Below are 26454 nucleotides of genomic sequence, written 5' to 3' on the forward strand. Positions count from 1 at the left end.
TTCCTTTATTACCCCAGCATACTTTTTGATACACCACCCAATTTTTAACGCCAAGCTGTTATACACAACACTTTCTTTTTTGTATTTCCAACCCATTCATTCTTTAACTCCAATTATTTTAATCCTTATATTTTTTTACCGAGTATGTCATGAGTTTGCTAACTGCTAGTATCTTTCTTCTGTTATTGCTTGCCCTAAGCGCCTTTGTATCCGCTGCCGAGATTGCCATCGCTGCTGGTCGCAAAATCAAGCTACAAATCATGGCAAAAGAAGGGGATGTCCGCGCATTTGACGTCCTTAAAATGCAAGAGCACCCTGGCAGTTTTATTACTGTCGTACAAGTGGTTTTGAATGCCGTCGCTATCTCAGCTGGTGCGGTAGGTGAGTCAGCTATTAGCCCTTATCTAGAGCTTTTGGTGAAGAATGAAGCAGTGTCATCCGTCATATCATTTGTGCTGATCACCAGTTTGTTTTCTCTGCTCGCTGATTTAATGCCTAGACGATTGGCGATGTCAAACACTGAAGCTATCGCTGTACGTCTCGTACGACCAATGATGCTATTGATTTTTATATTCAAACCCGTGATTTGGATATTTGATGGTGCAGCAAATGTCATCTTTGAATTACTGGGTATTTCAACCATACGACAAGACGATATGACGCCAGAAGATATTTATGCTGTCATGGATGCTGGTGCTGAAGCTGGTGTGCTCAAAAAACAAGAACATCATTTGATAGAAAATATCTTTGACATGCAAGAGCGCACCGTAACGTCGGTGATGAATCCACGTGAAAATATTGTTTATTTTGATACCAAAACGAGCACTGAAAAAGTCGTTGAAGTGATGATTGAACAACCACATAACAAATTTTTGGTCTGTCAGGAAGATGATCTAGAGCATATTATTGGTTATGTAGAGTCGCGCAGTTTTTTGGCATTGGTTCTTAACCAGCAAGAGGTCAGCTTAACAGACAAAGCCCTACTAAAACCTGCACTCTTCGTTCCTGATACCTTGTCCTTGTTTGAAGTATTAGAGATGTTTAAATCTACAGGCGCTGACTTTGCCGTCATCGTGAATGAGTATGGATTGGTAGTGGGTGTCATCACGCTTAAAGATGTGATGAGTATCGTCATGGGCGAGCTTGTCACCTTGGAGGAGCAACCCATTGTTCAACGTACTGACAACTCGTGGCTAATCGATGGCATGACTCCTATCGAAGACGTCGTACGCGCTTTAGATATCGTTGATCTGCCACGCAGTCAGAACTATGAAACCATTAGTGGCTTTATGATGTACATGCTACGCAAGATTCCAAAGAAAACCGATACTATCGAGTATGCCAATTATCGATTTGAGATTATCGCAACGGACAATCTCAAAATCACTCAGATGCTGGTGACTAGAATGAATGAGACTGTCTGATAAATAAAAACTTAAGCTCGTGCGCCAAATATGGCGCTACCAACGCGCACCATCGTTGAACCACTGGCTATCGCCTCTGTCATATCACCGCTCATGCCCATGCTCAGTGTATCCCAAGCATTTAGCTCTGCATGAGTCTCTTTAATCTCATCAAATAACTGCTTGGTACGGGTAAAAGCATCCGTACCTCCCTTAGCAGGAATAATCATCAAACCACGCAGCTGTAACCTGTCATACCCCTTGATAGCAGTTATCAAATCAGGTAGCTGTGCTGGCAGGCAGCCTGATTTGCTTTCTTCGTTATCGATATTCAACTGAATCAATACATTCAGTGGGGGTAGCTCAGCTGGGCGCTGGTCGTTTAGGCGTTGAGCAATAATGTCACGCTCAACCGTTTGTACCCAATCGAAATGCTCAGCAATATCGCGGGTCTTATTGCGCTGGATACTACCAATATAATGCCAAACAATGCCTTTAGTTTCTGGCTGTCGTTTTAGCGTATCGATTTTTTCGATGGCTTCTTGCAGATAATTTTCACCAAAGTGCTGCTGTCCTTGCTGAGCCAAAGTAGCAATCATATCAGCTGGTTTGGTCTTGGAAACTGCCAGCAACGTCACACTATCTGCTTGTCGTGCCGCATGCTCACACGCTTGAGTCATTTGCTTGCTCACTTGCTGCCAGCTCGCCATAAGATTTTGGCTATCCATGTTATTTTCTATTTCTTTCATATATTACTCACGAGAATAATTTAATCCATTTTTTAATCAGTCACTTTTAATGACTTATATTTTTAATGACTTATATAATGAACTTTTATTAGCTATGGTTAAACTTTTTATAAATGTCTTCTAATATAAAAAACTCAATAAGCATCAATCTATAAATCGACACTCATAATGACTAATTTTACATTTTATTGGTGTAGTAGATGGTTAATTGTCAGTAGTCTTGTTATTATATTGTTACATGGTTTAACATATGCTACTGAATATAATAGTAATGGTAAAGACCATCGCTACTCCTTTATTAACGTGACCGACTTTAATCAGATCGTTTATCGATTGAGAATCACTCCCCTTTTTTGCTCTTTTGTCCTACCCTTATTGATTGATAGGAATATCCGATTATGGCTGAAAAAAACAATTTAAGCATCGAAGACTTGCTGCGCTTTACGGTTAAGCATAAAGCATCAGATTTACATATTTCAGCCGGTATGCCAGCAATGATACGTGTTGATGGTGAAATGACCCGTATTAATATGCCAGAGATGACTCATCAGGTTGTGCATCAGCTTATTTATGACATCATGAATGATAAGCAGCGCGCTGACTTTGAAGAGTTTTATGAGACGGATTTCTCTTTTGAGATTCCTAACCTAGCACGTTTTCGGGTAAACGCATTCAATCAAAACCGTGGGGCGGGCGCTGTCTTTCGTACTATTCCGTCCAAAGTCTTAACGATGGAAGACCTCGGTATGGGTGATGTATTCAAGCGCGTGTCAGACTTTAAACGTGGCGTAGTATTGGTCACGGGTCCGACAGGTTCTGGTAAGTCCACAACGCTGGCTGCCATGATTGACTATATCAACGAGAGCCGTAAAGAGCATATTTTAACTATTGAAGATCCGATCGAATTTGTTCACGATTCCAAGAAAAGCCTGATTAACCAACGTGAGGTGCACCGCGATACCTTGGGTTTCGAACCTGCATTGCGCTCGGCCCTACGTGAGGATCCCGATGTTATTTTGGTCGGTGAGCTACGTGACCTTGAGACCATTCGCTTGGCATTGACAGCAGCAGAGACTGGTCACTTAGTCTTTGGCACTTTGCATACCAGTTCTGCCGCCAAGACCATTGACCGTGTCATTGATGTATTCCCCGCCGCAGAAAAAGACATGATTCGGGCGATGCTATCAGAGTCACTACAAGCCGTTATTTCACAAACACTTTTGCGTCGTCAAGCAGGCGGACGTGTAGCAGCACATGAAATCATGCTCGGCACACCCGCTATCCGTAACTTGATACGTGAGAATAAAATCGCTCAAATGTACTCTGCTATCCAAACAGGTGCAGGTGAAGGTATGATTACGCTGGATCAAACGCTCAAAAACCTAGTAGCAAAAGGCACCATTAGTAAAGACGTAGCCCGTCCTTATGCCAAACAGCCTGAGGCATTCTTGTAATATTATTAATCGTGCGTCACTGGCTTATAATGATTGACGATTGATGTGTGAGTCCATAATACAAGCATTCATGAGCCATGATATGCCTTACTTTTATTGCTACTGGCGATTTTTAAAACATGATTTTAAATACTTTTTTAATCGATTTACATCGAATGCAGGTACGATATGGACATTGATAAACTATTGCAGTTAATGATCAATAAAAATGGCTCGGACCTTTTTATTACCGCTGATGTAGCGCCTTCCATGAAAGTGAATGGCAAAATTTTGCCTGTTGGTAAAACGCCTTTAACCGCTGAGCAAACCATGCGATTGGTCAAAGGCGTCATGACACCAAACCAGCAAAAAGAGTTTGAAGAGACCAACGAGTGCCAATTTGCCATTGCTGATGAAGCACAGCAAGCACGTTTTCGGGTCAGTGCCTTTATACAGCGTGATATGGCAGGGATGATTTTACGGAAAATTGAAAATAAAATTCCAACTGTCGAAGAGCTACGTTTGCCGCCCGCGTTAAAAGAGTTGGCAATGAAAAAACGCGGTATCATTCTGCTAGTGGGTGCAACGGGTACAGGTAAATCAACGACCCTTGCTTCTATGATCGGACACCGTAATCAAAACTCGCATGGTCACATCATTACCATTGAAGATCCTATCGAGTTTGTTCATAAACATCGTGGTTGTATTATTACCCAGCGTGAAGTTGGTATCGATACCCATTCATTTGAGGCAGGGCTAAAGAACACGTTACGCCAAGCACCTGATGTTATTTTGATTGGTGAGATTCGTAACCGTGAAGTCATGAGCTACGCGATCCAGTACGCTGAGACAGGGCATTTGGTGTTTGCAACCTTACACGCCAACAACGCCAACCAAGCGATTGACCGTATCATTCACTTTTTTGAAACCAGTCGCCACAATCAGTTATTCATGGATTTGTCGCTCAACTTGCAAGCCATTATTGCGCAGCAGCTCATCCCAACTCCTGATGGTAAAGGACGCCGTGCGGCTATCGAAATTTTATTGAACTCACAGCTGATTAGTGACTATATCCGTAAAGGTGAGGTTCATGAAATCAAAGATGTCATGACACGATCGCGGGATAGCGGTATGCAAACCTTTGATCAGGCTCTTTTTGACTTATATGAGCAAGGAGAAATCACCTATAAAGAAGCGATTCTTCATGCTGACTCTCCTAATGATTTGCGCCTAAAAATCAAACTCAGCAGTAAAAATGGCACAGCCAATCTGGATGAAGGTGCGGATAACTTATCATTAGATATCAGTTAAGCATGGCTTTTGAGCGTTGTTATTCGTTTTTTCCATAAAAAATTATAAGAAAGCCCTCATATTATTATGAGGGCTTTTCTTATTTTATACATGGCGATAATGTACTAAAAACGATATCAAAGGTAGATCATGCTCACCTATTAAAAAATTACTTGATGCTATCCCGACACTCTTGGTCATTACAAATACCGTATAGCACCAATGAATGACCTGATAACTTAAATCCGTGCTTTTCTGCGACTTTAAGTTGCTCTTCTTCGATGACTTCGTTATGAAACTCTATAATCTTGCCACAAACGTCACAAACCAAATGGTCATGATGGCCTTCTTGGGTAATCTCAAACACCGATAAATTATTTTCGAAGTTATGACGCTCGACGATACCAGCTTGTTCAAACTGTGTCAGTACTCGGTAGACAGTCGCTAAACCCACATCCTCACCTTGCTCTATCAGTGCCTTATAAACCTCCTCAGCACTCATATGATGCAACTCTGCACTCTCTAGTAGCTCTAAAATCTTGATGCGAGGTAACGTGACTTTTAATCCCGCTTTACGTAAATCTTGATTGGTAAAAGAAGCCATAATATCCCTTCTGACTGTGACAGTCTTAGCAAATAAAGAACCAAAAATATGAGATAAATAATCGTTAATGATTATTTTTTATAGTATATGAAACATTTTAATAACAGCAGACTGGCTGATTTGACCTGATTTCCAAGTCTGTTATTTTCTATAATAATCCTAACGCAAGTCTATGAATTTAAAATATAAATAATAAAATGACTCAGGTAGCATTTGGTAAATAATGTCGTAAGTGGTAGGAAATTGCAAGTAAATGACGTATCATTTGTCCAAGATTGTCGGCCAGACTCGCATTAACAACCTCTGGCTGCGCCTAATTCATTTCTTATGAGTCATCTTACCATGATAAAGACATTAACTTTTCGTCCGTTAAGCCCTGCAAGCGTATTACGCAAGATTGTCATAACCAGTATGCTTAGCGCTACTGTCGCTATGTCTGGCTGCTCATTATTGAGTGTTTATAAGATTGATTTGCCACAAGGCACTGCCATCACTCAAGCGCAAGCGCAAAAACTGCAAGTGGGTATGAATCAAAACCAAGTCCTTTATATCCTTGGTAGCCCAGCTATTAGAGACACCTTAGAACCTAAGCGTTGGGATTATATTTACGATTACAAAGCAGGGACAGAAGGTAGCCGCAAAGGTATTGCTGATGTCAAAAATGCCAGTCAGCACTTAATTATCTACTTTGATAATAATGGTTTGGTCAATCGTATTGAAGGTATCGAAAGCCTACCTGTCTCATAATCAAGAACGGCAACTGGCTTTGATGATAGATGGCGCAACATCGCTTAAACTCGAGATTTATTTTTGCGCTGAGACATGGGATCAGCGCTTAAGCTGCGATATACTTCAATACGATCAAAAGGCTGCAAGCGATAGCTGAGCGGCTGTTTTTGTGCATAGATACCCACATGCCAACGCTTCGCCGTTGGCGTGGTAATATCTGCCACTTGCTCACACCAACGTGCTAACGCTGGAAATTTCACCAACCATCCTGCCTGCCTCAATGCCTCATACAAACTTGTTTCATTATTAACCTGTAAGGTTAAATAATGCTGACATTTTGCATCTTCAGCATATGCCAAATAAACAGTCATTAGCATGGTCTGCTCAGATGATGGCGCACAATTGTTATCAGATTGAATGCCATTAGCGGTTAACTCAACCACTGCATCACCCAACCTATCAATGCCAATAACAGTGCTAGTGGCACAATCAAACGAATCGCTATTCGCCATAAGTTATAAAACGCTTCATTGCCAAAATTTAATGACTTACGCAGATGACTAATTTTCATCTGCCAACCCGCAAAGATAGACAGCAATAATACCGCTATGCTGCTAATAATCACTAACAGTCCGACCAGCCAAACAGTTGGTATGATAACGACTAACAAAAGCGCCAAGACAAAGGTTAATACCAAACTGACCAGTAGCCCAAACTTATGCGCTAATTGCTGGGTACTATAATGCAGCAAATAGCTGGCGACAAATAACACCCCTATCCAATACGATAGCTGTCCAATCGGTGGCAATGCCATGCCACTAATAGATAACGCCACAACCCCAACGATCAATTGCAATATCCAAATCGGGAGTACCAATTTGGTTGCCCGATACTCACTCGGCGCACGGCTGCGAGCAGGTTTTTGTGCATTGATATTGTCTGTGTCTACCGCTGTTGCCACTTGCTTAGTTACCAAGTTTTGACCAAACCAGTATAAGCCTGTGCCTGCACCCACACTAACCAACGCTAACGCGACTGCACGCGCCCATTCATTTAAGCTGATATTAGTCATCGCAAAGTCAATATTGGGTATGCCATTTGCCACGCCGAGCAACAAGCCTATCATCATTAATCCCAGGCCAATCGGTAACGGCACAACGCCCAATAAACTGAGTAACACAGCAATGACCATCAGGCCAGCAGCGATCGCAAAATCTGGTATAGCAGGAGCGCTATTAAGCTCCGTCAATGCCGCCAAAATACCTGTGCTCGCGCCTGAGATCACTAACGCCGCAATCAGAATGGAGACCAGCGCGGCGAGCCACCCAAAACTACGCCATATTGGGCTGGCATCTGCTTCGCGAGTAAGCTTTTGCATCCCTGCTAATGGCGCATCAACACTACGGTAGGCTAAGGCAATTTCCGCATAAACAACGGGCAAGGATACCAATACCATAGCCAATAGCCAGAGTAACCAAAAGTCAATCTCACCAATGGATGCTGGTGCAAACCAACGAAACAGCAGTAGCGGTAGCAGTGCCGCGATAAAATAAGAAGCATAACGGATCATCATAATCTAAATCCAAACGATCTAATACCTTTCACAAAAATGAGAATAGCTAGGAAAACGAGTGTCCGTACTACGCATTGTAGACGAAACAAGTTTGACACTGCCAATCATACTCTGTGGGTTTGGTATAAAGTGAATAACGATAATTTATCATGATACAGAGCAACGATAGGCCTCTGTAAGCAGTTTTATTTTATAATAGTCGATTCAATTTAAAAGAAGCACAAGGTAACCAGAAGCAAATATATATTCAATACTTCAAGCGAGGTTAATGCAGCGACTCTTTTATAATGAAATAACTATAAGGTCTCTATAATATAAGGGATGAACAGTTATAAAAAAACCCCGAAATCGGGGTTTAATAATGAAACAATGGCGGATATATGGTCAAGTACTTATTAATTTCAGCGAGGTAACGTGCATTAGCCACTCGTAGCTGATATCAATGAATTAGTGAACAGCACTGATATAATCTGACAAGATACGAATATCACGATCCGACAGTTTCGATGCGACTGTCTGCATCATACCCATATCGCCTTCTTTCGCAGCATCATTGACACGTTTTTGCTCATCACTATCAACATCATCAACACGGCCAGCCGCACGGAATAGTTTTAGCTGAGTTGCGATGTACTGTGCATGCTGACCACCTAAGCGTGGAAATGCCGCCCAAGTATTACCAGCAGCATCTGGACCATGACAGCCTGCACAACCGATGACACCGCGTGACTTATCACCACCTAAGAATAGCTTAGTGGCTTCTTGATTGGTCGCAGGATTACCAAATCCAACACCCCAAGGCGCTTGGCTAGCATAATAACCAGCCACGTTGGCTAAATCTTGCTGCGATAAATTTGCAACTTGTGATTGCATAATACCGTTCTTGCGATAACCTGCTTTAAAGTTGACCAACTGTTTGTAAAGATATTTTACGTTTTGGCCACCCAAGTTAGGCTGCGCAGGGACAACACTGACACCATCAACACCATGACAAGCAGCACAAACCGTTTCTGCAATTTGCTTACCGGCATTGACGTCGTACTCAGGAACAATAATAGCAGCTTGTACGCTGAAACTTGCAACGCATAAGCTGGCAGCAGCGATTAACTTTTTCATTGATACAAATCCTACTAGCTCGGCGTAAGCATTATTTAGAGTGATTGCACTGATAAGATACCTCATATAAACCACCCTACTATTAGTTAATAGGTATATGTTTTAAGGTCTTGGCCACAAGCAGTCTGAAAGTACTTACTAACATCAGGGTTTATTTTCGATTATTATAGCAAGACTTTGTAGCATTTGCCTACTTAATCGTCACATCCATCAGTTTTTCTAACACATAGACAGGTATGCCAACAAAAAACAAAAAGCGCTTACAGGCTAAAAAACCCAGCGCTTTTTTAAGTTGTTTTATAATGTGTCGTATTGTGTTGCTTTATCGGTCAGCGTCTCACTTACTCATGTACTCAATCAACTTACGATAATCATCGTCGCTACAACTGTTACAAAGACCACCAGCAGGCATCTGCGTCATACCACTTTTGACGGAATTAATAAGTGTCGGCATGCTTTTTTGTTTGATAAGCTGTTGCCATTTGGCACTATCACCTTTTTTGATGGCGTTCAGCGCCCCACTATCGTGACAGGCAGCACATGAGTTATCATAGGTAGCTGCAATATCAGCAGCATTAGCGCTAGTCATGATGGCACTACTGAGCAGTAATGCCGCTCCGCTACCTACTAAAACTCGGTAGGTCTGGCTAAAAAGTGCATTGATTGAAACCATAGAACACCTCCTTTTGATGCTTCTCTCGTTTAATCAATTTTGCTATTAAACGTCGTTCGTTCAGTATATCTTATTAAACATTGTAACAATGTATGTCGTATAAATATAGATAAATATAGTTTGGCTTTGGTAACGCATGAATAAAAGCGGCAACTTGCTCTAATGAGCGCTTATTTTAATGGTATTCTGTCATTTATGTGATGCTAATCATAGTTATTTCAATAAGTAAGATAAGTAATAGTATAGAATAGTCGATAACTTGAAATGACTGTGTTTATGACCAATAAACATTGAAAGTTATGATGAATAACTTCGTAACGATTTTTTGTCTAATGCACTGTCTTCTCGACAACCAGTTGATTAAAATTTTATAACCGTATCCAATTTCTTAAAGATTAATGAGCCATTTATGAGTACCCCGTTTACTGATGTCGCCGCCGAACATGCATTGTTCAACACTAAATCTCGTCAAAAAATTCAGCAAACTGAGTTTATGATGTCAGCACCTACTTTTCGTCTCTGCCCACCCGATATGGGCTTAGAAGTTGCCTTTGCAGGACGCTCAAACGCAGGTAAATCCTCTGCTATTAATGCCTTAACCAACCAACGCCAACTGGCACGCTCATCTAAAACGCCTGGTCGTACGCAGATGATTAACTTTTTTAGTATTGGTGATGCTGATAGACGTTTGGTGGATTTGCCAGGTTATGGCTATGCAGCCGTACCGCTTGAGATGAAAAAAGAATGGCAGGTTGAGCTAGAAGAATACTTGGTGGCGCGCTCAAGCCTTGCAGGTTTGGTACTCATGACTGATATTCGTCATCCATTGAAATTCTTTGACGAGCAAATGCTACGTTGGGCAAATGATGGTGAACTGCCGGTGCATATCTTGCTAACCAAAGCGGATAAGCTAAAGTATGGCGCATCTAAAAATGCGTTACTTAATACTCGTAAAAGACTAAAAGAACTGGGATTGAACTGTAGCATTCAGCTATTTTCAGCATTAAGAAAAGAAGGTCTTGATGAGCTGGCTGGTGTCATGGGCAATTGGTATGAGTATCAGCTTGAGGCAGACAAAATCATTGAATCCTCTTTTGCGTTACTAGAAGGCGCTGAGTTGGAAGAAGCGATTGAAAAAGACAACATCGAAAAAGGCTCTATTGAAAAGGACAGTGCTCAGAAGGATAGCACTCAAAAATAAAGAAAATAAACATTATCGCCTCCAAGTAAAAAGGGTTTATCGTTATTATCGATAACCCTTTTTTTTATTATCATTTTCAGCATCTAAAAAGATTTTTATTTAAGCACCTTTATTGAAGTGCTTTTATTGAAGTGCATAGTAGCTCAGCCAACGCTTGTGGCGTGTCAACCTGATAAGTGGGTTGCTGTGCGACGAGCTCTGCAGGTGATGCTGTACCATAATTCACCGCAATACTGGTCATGCCTAGTTCCTTTGCCATTTGGATATCGTAGATACTGTCACCTATGAAAACAGCATCGGCGATTTGCTGCTGCGTATAATCCAAAATATCGGTCAACATCTGCGGGTCAGGTTTTGAGCCTGCCTCATCGGCACAGCGGGTCATCACAAAATAATGGTGGCTCTCTGAAGCATCTAATACGCGGTCTAAGCCCTTTCGCTTTTTACCAGTTGCAACCGCGAGACTTTTACCTTGGGCTTGTAGGGTCTGCAACATCCCTTCTATCGGTGCAAAAAGCGGTGTACTGTGGCTGTTGGCAATATAGTGGTCTGCATAGCTTTGCTGAATCGCAAGCTTTTGCGTGTCATTGGCTTGCGGATACAAAATCTCAATGCCATTCATTAAGCTCAGCCCAATGATGTCTTGTACAGCTTTATCGGTGGTCTGGAACCCATGCGCCTCTCCTGCCACATGCATTGACTCAACGATTAATCCAATGGAATCCATCAGCGTCCCATCCCAATCAAAAATAATCAGCGTCTTATCCGCTAAACGATGGCTGGCTGATAACTGAGTTCCTTTGGAAGCGCTAGAGATACTAGCGACAGATTGATTGCTCATAAATAGACCTTAACGAATATCAATAATAAATGGTAGATACGAAAACGTCACGGCGACTTATTAAGAAAAATAAGCGTTTGTGACGTTTAAAGTTAATGCTTAAAAATTTTATTTGGCGACTTATTCAGGCAATTTAACTTGCTCTGGCAACCAATCTGCCATGTCATCTGGTAGCGGTGCAGTAATAGTTTCATAGCCTGGAATGTCTAAACGCCACGCATGCAGACACAGGCGATGGACGCCTGATTTATCATGCACATTATATTTATCATCACCCAAGATAGCGTGACCAATATGAGCCAAATGCACACGGATTTGATGAGTGCGACCGGTCAGTGGTTTGGCTTCAATTAAACTAACTGGCTGATCAGCAATCATAAAACGACCATGAACGACGATATCCGTCTGGCTTTCTTTAGATTGTGGGTCTTGCGCATCTACTTTGACGCGGCGTTCACCACTAGCAACTGTATAGCGTAGCAATGATGCATCAATGCGTTGCTCATTTAATGCTGGCTGACCTTTAGCGATACATAAGTAATGCTTTTGGATAGTTTTATCGACGAGATGCTGTTGCAACGCTTTTAACGCTGAGCGTTTTTTAGAAATCATCAATAAACCTGAGGTGTCTTTATCAATGCGATGTATCAGCTCTAGGTATTTTTTACCTGTCACTTCACGCATGGCTTCGATAACACCAAAGTCTAAGCCACTACCACCGTGAACGGCGATGCCAGAAGGCTTATTCAGTACTAGCATTCCTTCGTCTTCATACACTACGCGCGCTAACAAGCTTTTAGCAAACTCGGCACTGATAATTGGTTTTTCGCGGGTAGCAAGTACCACTGGCGCGATACGTACCACGTCTTCACGCTGTACTCTATCGTGCGCTTTGCAGCGTTTATTATTGACCCGAATCTCATCTGAGCGAATCATTTTATAGATATGCGGTTTTGGCAAACCTTTTAAACGGTTCAACAAAAAGTTATCCAAGCGCTGATCGTGTTGATGGCGGGTTACTTCAAGATAATTTACCTTACCAAAGTTGCTGATTTCATCATCAGCGCTTTGCGGGCGTGTTTTACTATTAAAAATAGCAGGGGCTTCATGGGTAGGTGCGTCGTCAGTCATTTTTGGCTTCGTCATTTTTAGTTAGGTATTTACAGAAAGATTTGCTATAGTTTAGCATGTTGAGCGACAATTAAGCAGAGACTGCCGCAATAATCATTGTTGTTGTTCTAAATAGCGCATTACCATTTTTACGAACTTTTAGTGAAAAGGTATTAGCGGTATACCCTGCCAACATTGTATGTTTAATCGAATTTTAGGGCGCAGTATCTGTTTAGAAATATCACTTGTAGATATTTATAGATATGTCCCCATAAATTGTAAAATGAAAGTATCGTACTGACTTTACTCAGTACCATAGAATAAATAGTGACACTAAATACCTTTGTGTTCATAAATTCAGCGTTGATAAGTTTGGCTAAGCGCCTGTTTATTGACCGATAATGACACTACATTGACTCACAACCTGCATGACAACGACTTTATTTGATAATTATTCATGATTTAATGACTGGTTATCTGGCGGTCCTTTACGCAAGTGTAGTTGAGCAAGTATGGGTTGTTTAGCATTAGGATCGAGAAGTATATCGATAGCTGCCTACGTATTGGTGGTCAAACAGATAACGATAAAAAAGATATGAATACAACACCACACCGATAGTTTGGTCATTTATTCTGTTTGCCAAGTACGCCCCGCTGATCACCGGAGCCGCGACACCTAACCGTAAAACACCCAAGATATTATTGACGTTATACCAGAAAGAACGATAAATAAAGAGTGACCAATTGCTTTACCTAAACAAATAATTGCTGAATATCACCATTTCATATAATGGTATTTATAACAGCGATATTATTGCTAGACTTTGATGGATGGATTGCAGCAGCACAACGCATTTTGAATATCAGTATATTGAATCTCGTCACTGCCCGTCGCCTGCTCTTACAAAGTAAGCTGGCATGACTACCAATAAAGCTTGCTGATAGTAAAACTGAATCGCATGCTGACGCATTAATATTTGTACCAAACCTATCAATAATAGGATATAAATAGATAGCCTTACACCCTATAAATTTTATATTTACGTTAGTTTTGCTAACACACTTTAGGTAAAAAACAAGCCATTGACAAAGCCCAAGTGCTTTATTAACCCATGATTTACGTTCTATCGTTGATTAACATCTGCCCATGCTAATTTAAATATTAGCCATACTTGCCATTGCGCTCTAAAGCCCGTCTCGTCGTTGTTATGCGTACTCATAGGATACAAATATGAAACGCATTTTGATCAACGCTACTCAAAACGAAGAAATTCGTGTCGCCTTATGTAAAGGCAATCATCTTTACGATTTCGATCTTGAAAACCGTACTCGTGAACAAAAAAAATCCAATATATATAAAGGTCATGTGACCCGTGTCGAGCCATCGCTTGAAGCGGTGTTTGTCGAATATGGCTCACAGCGCCAAGGTTTTTTACCCATTCGTGAAATCTCTGCTGAATACTTAAGCGGTAATCCACGTGACGAAAATATCAAAAAACTGATCAAAGAAGGCGATGAATTAATCGTCCAAGTCGAAAAAGAGGAGCGCGGTAACAAAGGCGCTGCCCTATCGACGTATGTCTCATTAGCTGGTCGTTATCTGGTATTGATGCCAAACAACCCTCGTGGCGGCGGTATTTCACGTCAAATTTCAGGCAAACTTCGTGAAGACATGAAGCGTATGCTAAGCAATCTTGATTTACCAAAAGGTATGAGTGTCATTATTCGTACCGCGGGTATTGGTAAAACTCAAGAAGACTTGCAGCATGATTTAAACCACTTACTGAATATCTGGCAAGCCATTCAAGAACAAAACCAGAAATATCCTTCGCCGCGCTTGGTTCACCAAGAAGCGGGCGTTGTAACCCGTGCCGTTCGTGATTATCTACGTGATGATATCGCTGAGATTTGGATTGATAATGAAAACGCTTACATTGAAGCGGCAGGATTTATCGATGCAGTGATGCCAAAACAAGCAGAAAAGCTACGCAAATATACCGATTATGAGCCCATGTTTTCGCGCTTTAATATCGAAAAGCAAATCGAAACCGCGTATCAGCGTGAAGTGCGTTTGCCATCAGGCGGCTCAATCGTTATTGATCAAACGGAAGCACTAGTCTCTATCGATATCAACTCAGCCAAGTCGACCAAAGGTTCAGACGTTGCCGAAACTGCGTATCATACCAACCTAGAAGCAGCCGATGAAATTGCCCGTCAGCTACGTTTGCGTGATATGGGTGGTTTGATTGTCATTGATTTTATTGATATGAATGACAATAAGCATCAAAAAGAAGTCGAAAAACGTCTGATCGATGCCACCAAATATGACCGTGCACGTGTGCAATTTGGTGATATTTCTAAGTTTGGTTTGATGGAGATGAGCCGTCAGCGTCTGCGTCCATCACTAGAAGAGTCAACCGGTTATATCTGCCCACGCTGCCATGGTAATGGCATGATTCGTGACTTGCGCTCATTGTCACTGTCAATTATGCGTCAGATCGAACAAATCGCGCTAAAAGAACGTCAAGGCGAAGTACAAGCAGAAGTTCCAACAGATATCGCCGCTTTCTTGTTAAATGAAAAACGTGATGCCTTAGTTTATCTTGAGCAAGACAGTGGCACGCGTATCACGATTTTGCCACACGCGCATTTAGAGTCGCCTAACTTTAAACTACACTTTAACCGTGATGGCTTTGCGCCTTCAAGCTATGAGCGTATTACGGATACAGCGCAAGAACATAGCGATTTGGGTTATGAAGTTGACTGGCAAACGGCTGAAAAAGAGCGTCCAGAGCAACAGCCAACGCGCCAGCCACGTCAGGTAGCGAGCAATGATACTAATACTGCTAGCCAATCAAACAAACCGACCAGTACAGCTGAGCATAGTAAACACAGCAACGACCATCGTAATAATAAAAATACGACCAACGTTTCATCGGCGCGCGCGCCACAAGCAAACAACAACCAGAGTGTAGCAGCCCCTGCCCCTGTTGCTCCAGTAGCAGCAACTACAGCTCCTGCACATGTTGAGACAGCAGCTCAGCCACAAGCAGTGGCGTGGTTATCAAACCTATTTGCGCAAGCACCACAAGCCTCAACGACGCCTAGCGTCAGTAGTCGTGATGCAGCACAAGCCATTGAAGCACTAGTAAATAATGGCGCACAAAGCTTAGGCTCATTTGGACAAGTGGATAGCAGTGCTCTGAGTAATCCATCAACGGGTGCATCGAACAATGTACCAGCAAATCAGCAGAACAGTCAGGAAAATAACGAACAACCATCCGACAACAATGCTAATCGTCAACAAGCGCGTCGTAACTCAGACAGCGACACCGATGATGATAGCAGTAATGAAGATAGAAGAAGACGTAAGCCGCGTAAATCTAGATCTTCTAAACCTCGTCAAAGAAAAGATCAGGCAGAAGAGTCAAGCAATGAAGTAAGCGGCGATACCGAGAACAATACCTCAAATAATGCGGCAAATAACGCTGATGACAAGCAGGCTGACAATCAAAACAAACGTCAGCAGGATACCAGACGCACGAATGAGCGCAACCGCAACAATCGTCAAGATAATAACCAGCAAAACAGCAGTCGTCAAGACAGTAGCCACCATGCAAACGAGCGCAATGATGATGCTGATAAAGACAGTAATACGGCAGATGAGCAAACTCGTGCGAAGCGTAAATCGCATAGCCAACGCGGCTCACGTGGCAAGTTAGAGCGCGGCGAGACACTAACAGCTGAAAACATTAAGCAACCCAATCAGCAAGCGACGACAGGTGCAAACGGCCGAAAAAATCACTCTAACACGCGTCGAAATCAAGATCCTAATGAAGTCGTGCTACAGGTCAATGAAGCAGCCGTTGAGCTGAAATCGCCAGAAGTCGTGCACTTGTCTCTAGATGACAGTAAGTCTATACAGACAAAACCTCAGTCTACTGAAAAGCAAAAGTCAGTAAATGATGTTAATAAAGAAAGCATTACAAAAAAAGCTAATACACAGCAAAGTGATAATCAGCAGAGCAATGACAAAAAAATTGCTCCTGAAACAGCTGCTGTGAAGGGTAACGACGAAGGCACTGTAGCAACACATGATGTTAATGTTGATGATGTTAACGTTAGCACCACTGAGGACAAGGGACAAAATAATGCCCCGAAAACAGACAGTAATACTACTGACAAAAAACCTGCTGTAGATGAGCAACCAACATCTAACAGCGTTACCAAAGACCAAGCTGACCATTCAAAATCTGTGGATACTGACGTGGACAGCGTAGCAATAACGCCAAAGCAGCCAGAATCAGAATCGACAGAAAAAGCGCATAGTGACACTGTTGACGTCATCGACAGTGATGCCGATGTTAGCAATGCCAATGACAGTCATAGCGCAAGTGGTCATAGCGCAAATGATAAGAACAACTCAGCACTGGCACTAACGCACGAAGCATTATTTGCCAAACGCTACGTGACTGCTGAGAAGTTTGGTCAGGCTAGTAATGATCCACGTGTGGTTCGTAGTCAGCAAGTGCAAGCAACTGAACAACCACCAGTAGCTGAGCCTGCAGTAGCAAGCCCATCGACTATTCGTGGCACCGTTGGTGATTTTGTTCGTCAAGCATTGGCAGATGCAGAAAGTCGTTTGAAAAATGACGGTGTCATTAGTTGCTTTATTGCTGCTATCGATGCACATACGCAGCAAGCAAAATCAGCTAACAAATCAGCCAACATTGAGACGAACGTCACACTGACTGCTGATACTAAAGTTGAGGACAGCAATTTCGACTTTAGCAACTATGGCTATCAGCCATTGGCGGCAGATTACCTGACGCGCTTTAAAACGATGACACAAGCGGTCAGTCAATTTGCGGCAACGCAAGGTAAAACAGACGTCGAACCACGCGCCATTGGTAAGCGTGCTGGCAACGATCCACGTGGTCAACATCCTAGTTATCAGGAGCCCGCAGTGTTGAGTCTACCGACCGAACAAGCGGCTGATACTGAGCAAGCGGTTATTGAACATGATGATAACAATGTGGATGCTCATGATGTTGAGGCAAATGCGCTAGCCAATCAAGCTCAGGCTGATAATATCAGTGTTCACAGCGAACAATTACTAGAAGCAGATCAAGCGCTAGTAGAAGCAACTAACGAGCCGTCGAATGAAGACACTATGATTGCTGAGCGCGTAGCAGCTGAAAAGATTGACGGGGCACATGACGATAGCGAAGCTGCTGACATTGAAGAGGCTAATACTCAAGAAGCTGACGTTGAAAAAATTAAGCCAGCAGATGAGCCTAAGGTAGAGCAACCTATCAATACCAAAGAAGCAGGCAAAGACGACAGTCAGGCTGCTAAATCAAAAACCACGATTGCCAGTTATAAAAACATGATTGAAAATGTGGCTGAACAACTGCTGCCACAGACTGGTATGTTTAATTTGACCACGCCAAAAGTACCAAAGGCACGTAGCCGTAAGCCTAAAACGGAGCATAAAAAGCCCACGCAAGCTGAAAAACTAGAGGCTGATGACTCAGATAGCGAAAGCTAATCGTATAACGCCCAATGCAAAAGCCCCAAAGTTGTCAGCAACTTTGGGGCTTTTTTACGAAAAAAAATTACAAAAAATATAAAGCTAAAGCACAGGTAACTGACTTAGTGTGCAGATGACGCTGTGTCGTCCTTTCCACGAATTTTACTAATAACTGTTAAGATAGCCACAACCGCAGCACCAATAATAAAACCAATGACGCCATTTAATACCGTTGTCGTTAAGCTTTCAAAGATACCCGTTAAATCAGCGATATCCTCTACTCCATGATGTAAGAAGCCGATACCATGCACTAAGATACCACCGCCTACTAAAAACATCGCCAACGTGCCAGCGATAGATAGAAACTTCATCAGTTTTGGTGCCGCTGCAAACATTAACTTGCCCAATTTTTGCTTGAACGCCCCTTCTTGTTCCATTAAATGCAGACCTGCATCGTCTATTTTCACGATACCAGCGACCAAGCCATAAATACCAATCGTAATACCGATGGCTAAAATAGACAGCACCAAGCTTCGTTCTAATAAAGTGGCGCTTGCCGTTGATCCCAAGGCAATCACGATAATCTCAGCTGACAGAATAAAATCCGTACGTACTGCACCTTTGATCTTTTCCTTTTCAAAAGCGACCAAATCTATAGTCTCATCAGCATTGGCTTGCCGACGAGCATTTTGCTCCTCATCATGCGGCAAAGCATGCGGCCAAAATCGATGAATGACTTTTTCAGCACCTTCATAAACCAAAAACAAACCACCACACATTAGTAAAAAAGTGACCAGCGGTGGATAAACAGCACTAATCAAGAGTGCCGCTGGTACTAGAATAAGTTTATTAATAAATGAGCCTTTGGCGACCGCCCAGACCACTGGAAGCTCACGATTGGCTTTGACACCCGTGACCTGTTCTGCGTTGAGCGCCAAATCATCGCCCAATACACCAGCGGTTTTTTTAGCAGCGACTTTGGTCATGACGGAAACATCATCCAATATCACACTGATATCATCAAGTAGGGTTAATAAACTGGCACCTGCCATGTGTGCTCCTTAGCAAAAATTTATTGAAATAAAGGGTTAAAAATAACTGATACCAATAGTTTTATATGAATTTTTATAAAAACACTGTTATTAGCCGTAGACTACAAGGGCAAGCGTCGATATTAAATAGTACAAATGTATCTTATTTTTTTGAATTGACGTTTATGCCTACTACTATTATTGCTACCCTCACCTCCCTATATCACCTCATAGCCTGTGGCTGTTATTTGCCATAAATATGTTAATATAGGCGACATGATTACTCACCTTTTATAATTATTAAATTGTAAAAAAACCTTTTAATTTTAAACCTTTAAGACAATATCGATACGTATTGCTTTATATAGAAATTTAGTATCATTTTCTTAAAACGACTTCACGATTAGGCACGATGCCTACAGGACACCTATATATGTCATCCCCGATTGCAAAAAACACCTTTGCTCAAAACCGCTTTTCTCGAAATAATTTATCTCGCTTTATGATGAGTGCACTGCTTGTTGTGGTTGCTGCGGGCTGCTCAAACAATGCAGCAGATGCGACCAGCAACACCAGTATCGTCAATAATACCGATGCTAAAACCAGTACAAGTAACGTATCCGCTGATAGCGATGCTGCCGTGGTAAAGGCGTTGCAGGCGAATTTAAATACGTCCGGTATTGAAGAAAATATCATTTCAGCCGTACCAACAGATATGGATGGTATTTATTGGGTCACAGCGGAAGGACTGCCTTCTTTCTTTACTGATAAGTCTGGCAAACACATTATCCAAGGTCAGATTATTGCTGTTGGCGAGGCTGCGCCTATCGATATCAGTGCGGCATTGGTTGCTAGTACCGCACAAGAAGCCCTAAAAGCCGTCGATAAAAAAGACATGGTGATTTATCCAGCAATAGGCGAAACGAAGTCAGTGGTCTATGCCTTTACCGATGCAGACTGTGGTTATTGTCGCAAATTGCATGAAGAGATGGATGATATCAATGCACGTGGTATCGAAGTACGTTATTTGGCATGGCCGCGCAGTCAGGAATCGGTGCCAAAAATGGAAGCCATTTGGTGTAGTCAAGATCGTAAGGCGGCCATGAATCAAGGAAAAATGGGCGCTGATGTGCAAGCGCCTAGCTGTGCCAGCCCTGTACAAGAACACATGGCATTGGGTGCAAAACTTGGTGTGCGTGGTACTCCCGCTATCTTTACAGAATCTGGTCAGCAAGTAGGCGGCTATCTACCTGCGGCGGAGTTGGCTCAAGCTGTCGGTGCTAGCTAAAATCTGTTATTGTTTCAGGTATTTGTGATATCTATGACGATGGTGACATTGTGTAGACGTCACAACTGCTTGTCGGTATGATACGATAAAGCGCTATGAAAAATCAGCAGCATACTTTTTATTTGAGTATTTTTTATTCAACTGTAATGAAAAATCGATAAAGCTGCGACTGTCAAAATGCACGCAAATACTACAGCTAGTAGCGCATGTGCATTTGACTCTGTGACAGCGTTATCATTGGTTCATTATATTTAACCTCTTGAGGATACTGTGAGTAATTCCATCAAACTAGCGATACTTGGTCTGGGCACCGTCGGAACGGGCGTGATCAATCTAATCAATGACAACTTAAATGAGCTAAAACGCCGTAGCGGACGCGACATTATCATTACCGAAGTTGGTACGCGCCGTCATCGTGATGATATTGATCCCAATATTGTGCAAAACAGTGACTTGATGGCAACTGCTGCAAGCGACAATGTCGATATCGTTGTCGAGGTGATTGGCGGTACGACCCTTGCCAAAGACGTAATTATGCACGCCATTAAAAACGGTAAGCATGTGGTGACTGCAAATAAGGCGCTATTAGCAGAACATGGCAACGAAATCTTTGCCTTTGCTGAAGAGCATAACGTCCATGTCGCTTATGAAGCAGCAGTCGCAGGCGGTATCCCCATTATCAAAGTCATGCGTGAAGCGCTCGCTGCCAATAAAATCGATTGGCTAGCAGGTATCATCAACGGTACTGGCAACTTTATCATGACCGAAATGCGTGACAAAGGTCGCCCGTTTGCCGACGTGTTGAGCGAAGCGCAAGAATTGGGTTATGCGGAAGCAGATCCGACTTTTGATGTCGAAGGTATTGATGCGGCTCATAAACTGGCATTACTCGCCTCTATCGCCTTTGGTATTCCGCTGCAATTTGACAAGGTCTACTGTGAAGGTATCACTGGCATCACCTTACAAGACGTTAACTATGCAGAAGAGCTTGGCTACCGTATCAAGCATTTGGGCTTTGCCGTACGCCGTGATGGTCAAGGTAATGATGAGGCTTCTGGTATCGAGCTGCGCGTACACCCAACGCTTATTCCGCAGGATGCGTTACTCGCCAACGTCAATGGCGTAAAAAATGCGGTATTGGTAAACTCCCATCCGCTTGGACAGACGTTATATTGCGGTGATGGTGCTGGCGCTGGTGCGACGGCTTCTGCGGTGATGGCCGATGTGATGGACTTGGTGCGTGTTCTAGGTAGCAAAGACAGTCACGATGAAAGCAACAGTAATCAAAACAATCACGGTCACCATGTGCCGCATTTAGCATTTATCCCTGAGCAGCTATCAGACACGCCCATATTGCGCGCTGAGCAGATGATTACCGGTTATTATTTACGCGTACACGCTTATGACAGCCCTGGTGTGTTGGCAGATATTACTCGCATTCTAAGTGATGCTGGTATTAATATCGACGCAATTTTACAAAAACCTGCGCACAAAGTTGGTCAAGTTCCAGTTATTATTTTGACGCTGCCCGTGGTCGAAAGTCAGATGAATCTAGCCATCGAAAAAATTGAAAAATTAGAGACCATTACTGATAAAGTAGTACGCATTCGCTTAGATGAGCTAGCATAAAGCCCGCAGTTATTGAGCCTAAAAGATGCTATCTAGTCCGCGTTTGGTTTTAATTAAAACAAACTCATTTAAAATACGTAAAAGGAATAATAACGATGTCAAATGATGCAATTGTAATTTTAAACGGCGCACGTACCCCAATGGGTGGCTTCCAAGGCGCACTAAAAGATATGAGCGCAACTGAACTTGGTGGTGCTGCTATTAAAGCCGCTGTCGAACGCTCAGGTGTGGCAGTCGATAGTATTGACGAGGTCATTATGGGCTGTATCTTGACCGCAGGCTTGGGTCAAGGTCCTGCGCGTCAAGCGATGCGTAATGCAGGTTTATCTGATGCAACTGGCGCTGTCACTATTAACAAGCTTTGTGGTTCAGGGCTAAAAGCAGTCATGCAAGCACATGACGGCATCAAGGCTGGTAGTTTCAATGTGGCAGTCGCTGGTGGCATGGAATCAATGACCAATGCGCCATACATCATGCCAGGGTCACGTGGCGGCTACCGTATGGGACATAAAGAAGTCAAAGATCACATGTTCTTAGACGGTTTAGAAGATGCTGAAACTGGCAAACTGATGGGTATGTTCGCACAGGAAATGGCCGACGAAAAGGGCTATACCCGTGAGAAAATGGATGCGTTTGCTATCGAATCGCTAAATCGTGCGCTCACTGCTATCAAAGATGACCACTTCAAAGATGAAATCACACCAGTGACTTTTAAAACCCGTAAAGGTGAGCAAACCGTCGATACCGATGAGCAACCAGCGCTTGCTAATGCCGAGCGTATCCCTACTCTACGTCCAGCCTTCACTAAAGACGGCACCATCACGGCAGCAAACGCCAGCTCAATCTCAGACGGTGCGGCAGCGGTTGTGGTTATGAAAGAATCGCAAGCAAAAGCTGAAGGCCTTGATTATCAAGCGCGTATCGTTGCAACCGCATCAAACTCTCGTCACCCAAGCGAATTTACCATTGCTCCGATTGGTGCAATTGAAAAAGTATTGGCTAGTGCTGGTTGGTCAGTCGCTGATGTTGACTTATGGGAAATCAACGAAGCGTTTGCAATGGTAACCATGGCGGCGATGGACGAGCTAAAAATCGACCATGCTAAAGTAAACATCGAAGGCGGCGCTTGTGCACTCGGTCATCCAGTAGGCTGTTCAGGTGCTCGTATCTTGCTCACGCTTATCAACTCTCTCAAGCGTACTGGCGGCAAAAAAGGCGTTGCGACACTTTGTATTGGTGGCGGTGAAGCCGTGGCTGTTGCTATTGAACTTGCTTGATACTCAAGCAGATTAATTAATCGATTGATACGTTAAATTAGCTTCTATCATTATCGTTTATTATAAAACTTTCAAAATATCAGGAACCGCATCGCTATTTGCTTTGCGGTTTTTCTGTGTCTATGACTCTTAAATAAGCTAGAAATATTGCTCTGTGTAAAGACACGTTAATCTTTGACCCCAGCTATGTTATGCCACTTACAGCCTATTACACGCAATTACTTCAAGCGCACACTTTGCTACCTTGCTCATATATCTCATCGAAAATCATGATGTTAAGATTCTTACAAGTCGATGTAGAGGCTACTCACATGGCTTGCTACACCTTTTATTATAAAAATATTTTTACTAGAAATTTAACTTTTCCAAAACAACGATTGTTTTTAAAATAATTAATAATGATTAACTCATAAAAAAGGAAGACAACAATGAGCCAACTAATTCGTTTAAAAGATATCCAAGCTACTCATAAAGATTTAATCGGTGATGATTATTATGACCCAACAGGTAAGACTGCTTATGGCGTCAATGAAGAAAAAATCGGTAAAATTGAAGGTGCATTAGTAGAAGACACTACTGGTCGCATTCGTTATTTGATCGTTGATGCTGGTGGCTGGTTCAGCTCAAAAGAAGTATTAGTACCAGCAGGTCTGGCACGTATCGTTGGTGATGACGTATTCTTTGACAGCTTGACCAAGTCTCAAGTCGATGCCATGGAAGTATATGACCACGATTATCAATATAGCTATAAAGATCAGTATCAAAAGGATCGTCAAGCATTTGTCGCTGATACTGTTCCAGTTGCAGAGCGTATGGAGATTGCAGACCATGCCTATGACGCACCAAACACACTAGAGCTACTAGAAGAGCGCTTGACCGTCAATAAAGATCGTATCGTGGCAGGTTTGGTTAAAGTTGGTAAGCATATAGTGACCGAAGAGCGCAATGTCGATGTTGAGCTAGAAGAAGAGCATGCTAATATCCAGCGTACTAACGTAGATCGTCCAACAGATCGCCGTATCGGTGACATTGATGGCAATCAAACCATTGAAGTTGAACTAGAGGCTGAACGTGCCCGCGTTGGCAAAGACACTTACGTATCTGAAGAAGTGAACGTCGGTAAAACCACTGAACGTCATACTGAAACTATCGTTGAGACTATCCAACGTGAAGAACTAGATATCGATCGCGATGGCAACGTAGTAGACCGCGAAGGCAACATAATCGACCGTGATGGTATTACTGCAGAAGACGTACGCCGCGCTCGTGGTATGTAATACGCTAAACCGTCATACTGTTTGGCTGTCATTAAGAAATAAGATCGCCAAGCAATACATGACCGTAATAAGCAGCTAAGTATTTTTACTTAGTGAATTAAGACCAGAGCATGCCTCTGGTCTTTTTTTGCTTATTATACTCAAAAATATTTAGGAATTAAAAATACTTAGTGACATCTGATAAGGCTAACCTTGCAAAATCTGCAAAAATGGCTCTAAAATATTGTATAACGATTATTTGATAAAGATAAGGACATTATGATGACTAGCAATCACGACGACAGCATCCCGAACGATAGCTTTCTACAAGAGAGTTTACATAAGAAGCAAGTGACACCAAACGCTATAACGGTCCCAATTGATACTCATAATGGCACATTAGCTAATGACATAGAAAGTAATGATATAAGTAGCAACAACATAGATAAGAGCAATCATAATGTTGGACACTTGGAACTATTAGAAGAGCGTCCTGTCATCAATAAAGAGCGTTTAGATGTCGGTAAAGTAACGGTGACCAAGCACGCTCGCACTAAGACCATTGACGTGCCTATTGAGTTGGTAGAAGAATATATTACTATTCGCACTGAACACCACGATGCGAAAAGTCAGGACTTATTGTCAGGCAATTATGATGAAAAGGATATATTGCGCCATGTCGAGCCATCGTTAGATAGCAAGGCAGTCGTTACCGTGAATGGCAAACAGATCGAAATTGGTGATGAGCCGATTGAAATTATCCTATCACGTCAAGTGGCTACCATTACTAAAGACACTTATGCTATCCAAGAAATCGATATCAATAAAACCACTCATACCCATACAGATAGTATCCAAGTAGTGCTTAAGCATGAAGAATTAGATGTGAAGGAAGAAGGATTTTTGGCACATGAGTCTAGCGCTAATCCTCATAAATAATTTTGCTGACTCATTAAAACTAGACATAAAAAAAGCAACGTTATCGTTGCTTTTTTCCTGATTGCTTACTTATTATGAGGTTTTTTTACATTCATAAGTGCTGACATTCGCCGCATCTGTACCTGCTGTGCGCATCACACCCGTCTCACGCGCTTCGTGTGCTACACGCCACTGGGTAAAGCCCTGACTGCCATCAATAGCGGTTGCTACTTCGAACACTTCTGGATTACTGGCATCATTGGTTTTATTTAATGTCACTGTACCCGTATCAGTCGCGATGACTACTTGCTTGGCATCTTCTTTATAAGTTGCATTAACTTTCAGCTCAGGTGAGCACAGATAGGCTATTTGACTGACTCCACTATTGACGGAAGCTACGGTATCATCCTGTACTTCACTGAGCGATGCATCCGCTGTATCGACAACCACCTCATTAGGCTCAGCAGGTTCAGCGGACATTGGAACCGTTTCTTCGGTATGGGCACCATCATCTATACCCGCCTCTGTGTCGGACTGTTGCTGACAAGCACTAATCGTCAGGACGCCAGCAAGTAGGCCAGTCAGCGCCACAGAGGTACGCAACTGTTTTAATAATTCTATAGTCATAACACTCTCCCAAATAAATATGTTAAACACTATAGCGTGTCCATAAATTCACGCCTATGTTGAATTTGTAAGCAATCAATACAAAATATAGCCAACACGTTTGTGAGGAGTCAACTTTACTGTCTACAAATAATATAGGGCGTGTTGAACATTCATAATTTCAGCCAGATATA

The 26454-nt window shown here is 42.5% G+C and carries 21 protein-coding genes; 11 read left to right on the top strand and 10 right to left on the bottom strand.

Annotated features, from left to right (window positions below):
• Positions 1-149: 149 nt before the first annotated feature.
• Complete coding sequence (locus INT03_RS00265) at positions 150-1424, top strand: hemolysin family protein (protein ID WP_193007115.1); 1275 nt, start codon at positions 150-152, stop codon at positions 1422-1424.
• A gap of 11 nt (positions 1425-1435) precedes the next feature.
• Here INT03_RS00265 and INT03_RS00270 read toward each other — a convergent pair whose 3' ends face one another.
• Positions 1436-2131, bottom strand: coding sequence for a YggS family pyridoxal phosphate-dependent enzyme (locus tag INT03_RS00270; protein ID WP_226951655.1), 696 nt, complete (start codon positions 2129-2131; stop codon positions 1436-1438).
• Positions 2132-2550: 419 nt separating this feature from the next.
• Between INT03_RS00270 and INT03_RS00275 the strand changes: the two genes are divergently transcribed.
• Together INT03_RS00275 and INT03_RS00280 are read left to right on the top strand one after the other, a co-directional pair.
• Positions 2551-3606, top strand: coding sequence for a type IV pilus twitching motility protein PilT (locus tag INT03_RS00275; protein ID WP_045443495.1), 1056 nt, complete (start codon positions 2551-2553; stop codon positions 3604-3606).
• A gap of 168 nt (positions 3607-3774) precedes the next feature.
• Entirely contained in the window at positions 3775-4896 is a 1122-nt protein-coding gene (locus INT03_RS00280) for a PilT/PilU family type 4a pilus ATPase (protein WP_055123483.1), read from the top strand.
• A 148-nt stretch (positions 4897-5044) separates the two neighbouring features.
• Here the strand turns inward: INT03_RS00280 and fur are convergent, their stop codons facing one another.
• Positions 5045-5479 (bottom strand): ferric iron uptake transcriptional regulator, encoded by a 435-nt coding sequence (gene fur, locus INT03_RS00285; protein ID WP_045443492.1) that lies wholly within the window; start codon positions 5477-5479, stop codon positions 5045-5047.
• Between the two features lie 327 nt (positions 5480-5806).
• On the opposite strand from fur, the gene INT03_RS00290 reads away from it, so the two are divergent.
• On the top strand, positions 5807-6226 hold the full coding sequence (locus tag INT03_RS00290) for an outer membrane protein assembly factor BamE (protein ID WP_193007117.1): 420 nt from the start codon (positions 5807-5809) through the stop codon (positions 6224-6226).
• A gap of 44 nt (positions 6227-6270) precedes the next feature.
• Here INT03_RS00290 and INT03_RS00295 read toward each other — a convergent pair whose 3' ends face one another.
• The 4 genes from INT03_RS00295 to INT03_RS00310 form a co-directional block, all read right to left on the bottom strand.
• The gene (locus INT03_RS00295) at positions 6271-6651 is read right to left on the bottom strand and encodes an RnfH family protein (protein WP_055123485.1); all 381 of its coding nucleotides are present in this window, start codon (positions 6649-6651) and stop codon (positions 6271-6273) included.
• A complete protein-coding gene (locus tag INT03_RS00300) occupies positions 6639-7781 on the bottom strand; it encodes a hypothetical protein (protein ID WP_193007118.1) in 1143 nt (380 codons plus the stop codon). Before INT03_RS00300 ends, INT03_RS00295 begins: the two co-directional genes overlap by 13 nt.
• 447 nt (positions 7782-8228) lie before the next feature.
• Complete coding sequence (locus tag INT03_RS00305) at positions 8229-8897, bottom strand: c-type cytochrome (RefSeq protein ID WP_045443487.1); 669 nt, start codon at positions 8895-8897, stop codon at positions 8229-8231.
• Between the two features lie 337 nt (positions 8898-9234).
• Positions 9235-9570 (bottom strand): c-type cytochrome, encoded by a 336-nt coding sequence (locus tag INT03_RS00310; protein WP_045455333.1) that lies wholly within the window; start codon positions 9568-9570, stop codon positions 9235-9237.
• 409 nt (positions 9571-9979) lie between these two features.
• Here INT03_RS00310 and yihA point away from each other — a divergent pair, with 409 nt between their 5' ends.
• Positions 9980-10771 (top strand): ribosome biogenesis GTP-binding protein YihA/YsxC, encoded by a 792-nt coding sequence (yihA, locus tag INT03_RS00315; RefSeq protein WP_193007119.1) that lies wholly within the window; start codon positions 9980-9982, stop codon positions 10769-10771.
• A 109-nt stretch (positions 10772-10880) separates the two neighbouring features.
• On the opposite strand, the gene INT03_RS00320 is transcribed toward yihA, so the two are convergent.
• Both INT03_RS00320 and INT03_RS00325 read right to left on the bottom strand, forming a co-directional pair.
• Complete coding sequence (locus tag INT03_RS00320; RefSeq protein ID WP_193007120.1) at positions 10881-11612, bottom strand: HAD family hydrolase; 732 nt, start codon at positions 11610-11612, stop codon at positions 10881-10883.
• Between the two features lie 120 nt (positions 11613-11732).
• Positions 11733-12743, bottom strand: a complete 1011-nt coding sequence (locus INT03_RS00325; RefSeq protein WP_193007121.1) for an RluA family pseudouridine synthase — start codon at positions 12741-12743, stop codon at positions 11733-11735.
• Between the two features lie 1210 nt (positions 12744-13953).
• Here INT03_RS00325 and INT03_RS00330 point away from each other — a divergent pair.
• Positions 13954-18273 carry an Rne/Rng family ribonuclease gene (locus tag INT03_RS00330; protein WP_193007122.1) on the top strand — a complete coding sequence of 1440 codons (4320 nt, stop codon included), beginning with the start codon at positions 13954-13956 and terminating at the stop codon, positions 18271-18273.
• 104 nt (positions 18274-18377) lie between these two features.
• On the opposite strand, the gene INT03_RS00335 is transcribed toward INT03_RS00330, so the two are convergent.
• Complete coding sequence (locus INT03_RS00335; protein ID WP_087814859.1) at positions 18378-19307, bottom strand: DUF808 domain-containing protein; 930 nt, start codon at positions 19305-19307, stop codon at positions 18378-18380.
• A gap of 412 nt (positions 19308-19719) precedes the next feature.
• On the opposite strand from INT03_RS00335, the gene INT03_RS00340 reads away from it, so the two are divergent.
• From INT03_RS00340 to INT03_RS00360, 5 genes are all read left to right on the top strand, one after another.
• Positions 19720-20574 (top strand): DsbC family protein, encoded by an 855-nt coding sequence (locus INT03_RS00340; RefSeq protein WP_193007123.1) that lies wholly within the window; start codon positions 19720-19722, stop codon positions 20572-20574.
• Between the two features lie 270 nt (positions 20575-20844).
• Positions 20845-22203 (top strand): homoserine dehydrogenase, encoded by a 1359-nt coding sequence (locus INT03_RS00345; protein ID WP_193007124.1) that lies wholly within the window; start codon positions 20845-20847, stop codon positions 22201-22203.
• Between the two features lie 95 nt (positions 22204-22298).
• Positions 22299-23480: a thiolase family protein gene (locus tag INT03_RS00350; RefSeq protein ID WP_193007125.1), complete on the top strand. Its 1182-nt coding sequence runs from the start codon at positions 22299-22301 to the stop codon at positions 23478-23480.
• Positions 23481-23908: 428 nt separating this feature from the next.
• Positions 23909-24757 (top strand): DUF2382 domain-containing protein, encoded by an 849-nt coding sequence (locus INT03_RS00355; RefSeq protein ID WP_045443477.1) that lies wholly within the window; start codon positions 23909-23911, stop codon positions 24755-24757.
• A gap of 261 nt (positions 24758-25018) precedes the next feature.
• The gene (locus INT03_RS00360; protein ID WP_193007126.1) at positions 25019-25675 is read left to right on the top strand and encodes a YsnF/AvaK domain-containing protein; all 657 of its coding nucleotides are present in this window, start codon (positions 25019-25021) and stop codon (positions 25673-25675) included.
• Between the two features lie 72 nt (positions 25676-25747).
• Here the strand turns inward: INT03_RS00360 and INT03_RS00365 are convergent, their stop codons facing one another.
• The gene (locus tag INT03_RS00365; protein WP_193007127.1) at positions 25748-26281 is read right to left on the bottom strand and encodes a hypothetical protein; all 534 of its coding nucleotides are present in this window, start codon (positions 26279-26281) and stop codon (positions 25748-25750) included.
• Positions 26282-26454 lie beyond the last annotated feature (173 nt).

The organism is Psychrobacter sp. PG1 (assembly GCF_014897815.1).
Classification (GTDB): domain Bacteria; phylum Pseudomonadota; class Gammaproteobacteria; order Pseudomonadales; family Moraxellaceae; genus Psychrobacter.